This window comes from Enterococcus sp. 3H8_DIV0648, from assembly GCF_002140655.1.
GTDB classification, from domain to species: Bacteria; Bacillota; Bacilli; order Lactobacillales; family Enterococcaceae; genus Enterococcus_A; species Enterococcus_A hulanensis.
The window spans coordinates 2,338,065-2,342,363 of the sequence record NZ_NGLG01000001.1; the positions used below are offsets into that span (position 1 = coordinate 2,338,065).

The window sequence follows — 4,299 nt, forward strand, 5'->3', positions numbered from 1 at the left end:
CGTTCATAGTATGACCATACAGAAAGAATTGTTATTGTTTTACTTTCTTCATCAACACTATAAACTAAACGATGTTGAATATTCAACCGTCTTGAATAATAAGGGAATCCAGTCAATTTTTCATAAGGCGGAGGAGATTGAAACGGATTTTCTTGAATGACTTTAATCAATTCATCAAACTTATTGTTTAAATGAATACTTTTTAATTTTGGTAAATCCTTACGAGCATTCTTCTTAATTTTTAAATGGTATCCCAATCAATTTCACCCAAATCTTCACTTTCCTCATTTTCAAAGTGCTTGATTCGTTCTATCACACCCGCATTCTGTAAGTAGATCGTTTCTTGTAAGGAATTCCAATCGCGTTTACTAATCATGACAACACTTTCATCATCTTTAGTATTCGATATCTCAACAGGCTGACTGTCTGACACCACATGCTTAATGATTCCATAAAGATTCTTTCTTGCATTAGTTGGAGTAATAACTTCCATTTCTTAATCCCTCCTTGCTTTACTAATATCTATACACCTATTATAGCGTACGTTTTAACGTACGTCAAAAACAGGCTTTTTCTTGCCCTCATTATAACTTGCTATCAAAGTTCTTCACTGATAAGGTACGCGGAAATTGGTAAAAACATTTTAAATAAATCAACTAAAATTCTCTTGCTAGATAACCGTCAGGCCTGACGCAAAAAAGAACCTGAGACATACATCCCAGGCCCTTCTCTAAATTATTCTACTTCTTGTTCTTCTTAATCAAAGCGACTACTGCCGCAACTAATCCTGTACCTACGAATCCCGGCCAAATGGTTGTAATCATGTTTGTCCGCGGATACTGTTTCACCTGTGCTGTTGGATAGACCTTTTTGCTTACTGGTATATTGGTTGTCCCCACAGATGTTGGTGACGCAGTTGCATCTTTCAAAGTTAGTCCTTTGATAGCAGATTGAAGTTTCGCCAATACCTGTTCGGCTTTGAGTAGATCAGGATTGACTTCTTTCAGTAAATCCTCGGCAGCTTTTTTGGCTTCTTGATACACTTTCCAGCTGTCTTCGGTGTAATCCTGTTCCTTACGATTCTTTTGATTTTCCTCTTTTAGAATGTCTTCAATGACTTCTATTGACTTGATTTTTTCCCATTTCGCGGTTAGGGTTTTGTCGCCAGTCGTTCCTTTTGGCAGTTCGGTCACTTTTGTCTCGCCGTCATACCAGCCTAAGAAACGATAACCGATTCGTGCTGGTTGAGGTAATTTATCTACCGGAGTCTCAGTGGTGAAAGTAATCGGATCAATTGTGCTGCCGCCGGCGCTGTCGAAGGTGACTTGATAGGTTACTGGCGTCCATTTGGCAATCAACGTACGGTTGCCTGTTTCACCTTTTTCGATCTTCGTTACCTTATTTTTTCCTTCGTACCAACCCTCGAAGGTATAGCCGAGACGAGTTGGTGAATCAAACTTATCGATTCCTGTTTCGATCGTATATGTCTTTGGTGAAATGGATGAGCCGTTCTTACTATCGAAATTGATCGTATAAGTGATTGGCTTCCACTGCGCATAAAGTTTTACCTGTTCACCTTCTGTGGTTGATAAATTTTTGACGGCCTCTTTATCTGAATAACTGTCTCCGCTCCCATCAGATTCTTCATTCCACTCAACAAAATCATACCCTTTACGAGTAAATTGATTTCCTGAGAGTGATTTTTCTTCATCGATAGACAGTACCTGATCACTCATAGTTCCTTCGCCCTTATTAGCATCAAACTTGATTGTATATCTGGCCTTGCGCCAGCTTGCGACTAACTCGACAGGTTCAGTAATTGGCGTATCAAAAGTGAACGGCAGACTATTGAGAGTCCAGCCATCAAAAAATAGATCCCCTTTTGTCCCTTCATAGTCAGGGTTATCCGCCAATTTACCTTCAAAAATATACTGAGGATCAGGTGTCTTGCCGCTACCATCATTCAAATCAAAAGAAACCTTGTATTTCTTCTGGATCGTGTATACATGATTTGTTGCTGTTTCAGTCAAATTATTGTGTGCTTCAGTAAAAGCATTGGTTGAATCATACACATCTGTATAGTCATCCTTCACCCAGTGTTGGGTCGTTGTTCCTGAGTTAGGAGGAAATACGGGTAAAGAATGATAATACCCAAATTTAAAGTCCGACGATAGTGTTAAATTTGAAAGTTTATCACAGCTTGAAAATATACCCATCATATTCTGAACACGGCTCGTATCCCAACCTGATAAGTTTAATTTTTGCAACTGCGCACAATTAGAAAACATAGCATCCATAACAGTAACATTGCTCGTGTCCCAACCTGATAAGTTTAATTCTTGCAACTGCGTACAGCCAGAAAACATATCATTTGTCCATTCCAATTCACTTGTATCCCAACTGGATAGGTCTAACTTTTCCAACTGATTACAATTTTCAAACATATCATTCATCCACCGAATTTGGTTTGTATCCCAATCTGATAAGTCTAACGCTTTCAACTGTGTACAGTTGTAAAACATACTGGTAGTGTACTGAACACTGGACGTATCCCAACCTGTTAGGTTTAAGGATTTCAACTCACTACAGAAATAAAACATAGCGGCCATATTATGAACATTACTCGTATTCCAGCTGGATACGTCTAAGTCTTGCAACACAGTACAATTCTCAAACATAGAGCTCATATTCTGAACTTGGCTCGTATTCCAGCCGGTTACGTTCAAATCTCGCAACTCACTACATCCACGAAACATATAGCTCATATCCTGAATTCCCGAACAATCTGCATTCCCAAAATCCACAGAGGTGAGTGTGGTATTAGAATAATACCCGCCTCCACTCAACCTTCTAGCAAACAAATCCTTAAATGTCCCTACCAACTTAACAGGCGTCTCCCCTTCACCAGCCGATTCAATTTTGAAGGTTTTTGTGGGCGTCTCATTTTCATTTGCCATCTGATTTTTCAACACAGTTCCCAAATTAATTTCCACTGGTTTCCCGTAAATCTTCGCCGGAACGGTGATATTGGTCAGGTCACCATTATAAGAGGTAATCTCCATATATGTTCCTTTATCTTCAAAACCCCATCCTTCAGCAGTCGGATTGGAGAAATCCTTAATTTTATAAGTATGATTTGTTGCTGTCTCAGCCAAGTCATTATGCGCTTCAATGAAAGCAGCTGTTGAATCATACATTTCCGCAAAATCATCCTTCACCCAACGAGAGGTCGTTTCAGGAAGCCCACGTAAGCCAGTATCATCTTTAAACTTAAAGTCTGAAGACAGTGTCAACTTTGAAAGGTTGTCACATCTTGAAAGTATACTATACATTTTCTGAACACTGCTTGTATCCCAACCGGATAAGTTTAATTCTTGCAACTGAGTACACTCTTGAAACATAAAGTTCATATCCTGTACTTGTTTCGTTTCCCAGTTGGATAAGTCTAATTTTCGCAACTGACTACACGATCGAAACATGGCGTACATATCCTGTACTTGGCTCGTTTTCCAGTCAGTTAAGTCTAAGTCCTGCAACTGACTACAATTATCAAACATCAAGGCCATATCCTGAACATTGCTCGTATCCCAGCCGGAGAGGTCTAACTCTTTCAACTGATTACATGAAATAAACATCGAGGCCATATTCTGTACTTGGCTCGTTTTCCAGCCGGATAAGTCTAGTTCTTTCAACTCCATACATTCTATAAACATAAATTCCATAGTCTGAACTTGACTCGTATTCCAACCAGTTACGTTCAAATCTTTCAACGTATTACACAAAGAAAACATATAGGTCATATCCTGAATTCCCGAACAATCTGCATTCCCAAAATCAACAGAGGTGAGTGTAGTATTAAAACCATATCCGCCACCCGACGGACGAGCAAACAACGCCTTAAACGTCCCTACCAACTTAACAGGTGTCTCCCCTTCACCAGACGATTCAATTTTGAAGGTTTCTGTTGGCGTACCATAATAATTTGCCATCTTCTCTTTCAACACAGTCCCCAAATTAATTTGCACTGGCAATCCATCAATCTTCGCCGGAACGGTAATATCCACCAAGTCCCCTTTGTAATCGGTGATTTCTACATAGGTTCCTCGATTTTCATACTCCCATCCTTCATCAGCAGCATCGCTTTGAGGTTGCGCTTGTGCGCGTGTTATAGCGGTGTCAGCTTGTTGATCCGTTTCTTCTGATTTTTTTGTCTCGTCAACTGGCTTTGGTTCGGTTTCTTTTGGGGCTTTGGCATCATCAGTTGTAGTTGGTGGTGTTTCTTGTGGTGCGGGTTCATCA

The 4,299-nt window shown here is 39.8% G+C and carries 3 protein-coding genes; all 3 read right to left on the reverse strand.

The features are described 5' to 3' along the window. Positions 1 to 257: Txe/YoeB family addiction module toxin (locus A5875_RS10665; protein WP_088934673.1), on the reverse strand; the 257-nt coding region annotated here is incomplete at its 3' end. Further along, complete coding sequence (locus tag A5875_RS10670) at positions 242 to 493, reverse strand: type II toxin-antitoxin system Phd/YefM family antitoxin (RefSeq protein ID WP_088933582.1); 252 nt, start codon at positions 491 to 493, stop codon at positions 242 to 244. The genes A5875_RS10670 and A5875_RS10665, both read right to left, overlap by 16 nt. A gap of 247 nt (positions 494 to 740) precedes the next feature. After that, on the reverse strand, positions 741 to 4,299 hold a 3,559-nt coding region (locus A5875_RS10675; protein ID WP_088933583.1), incomplete at its 5' end, for a BspA family leucine-rich repeat surface protein.

Coding starts and splice junctions, on each gene's coding strand:
- A5875_RS10670 (WP_088933582.1), bottom strand. CDS start 493: ATGGAAGTTATTACTCCAACTAATGCAAGAAAGAATCTTTATGGAATC.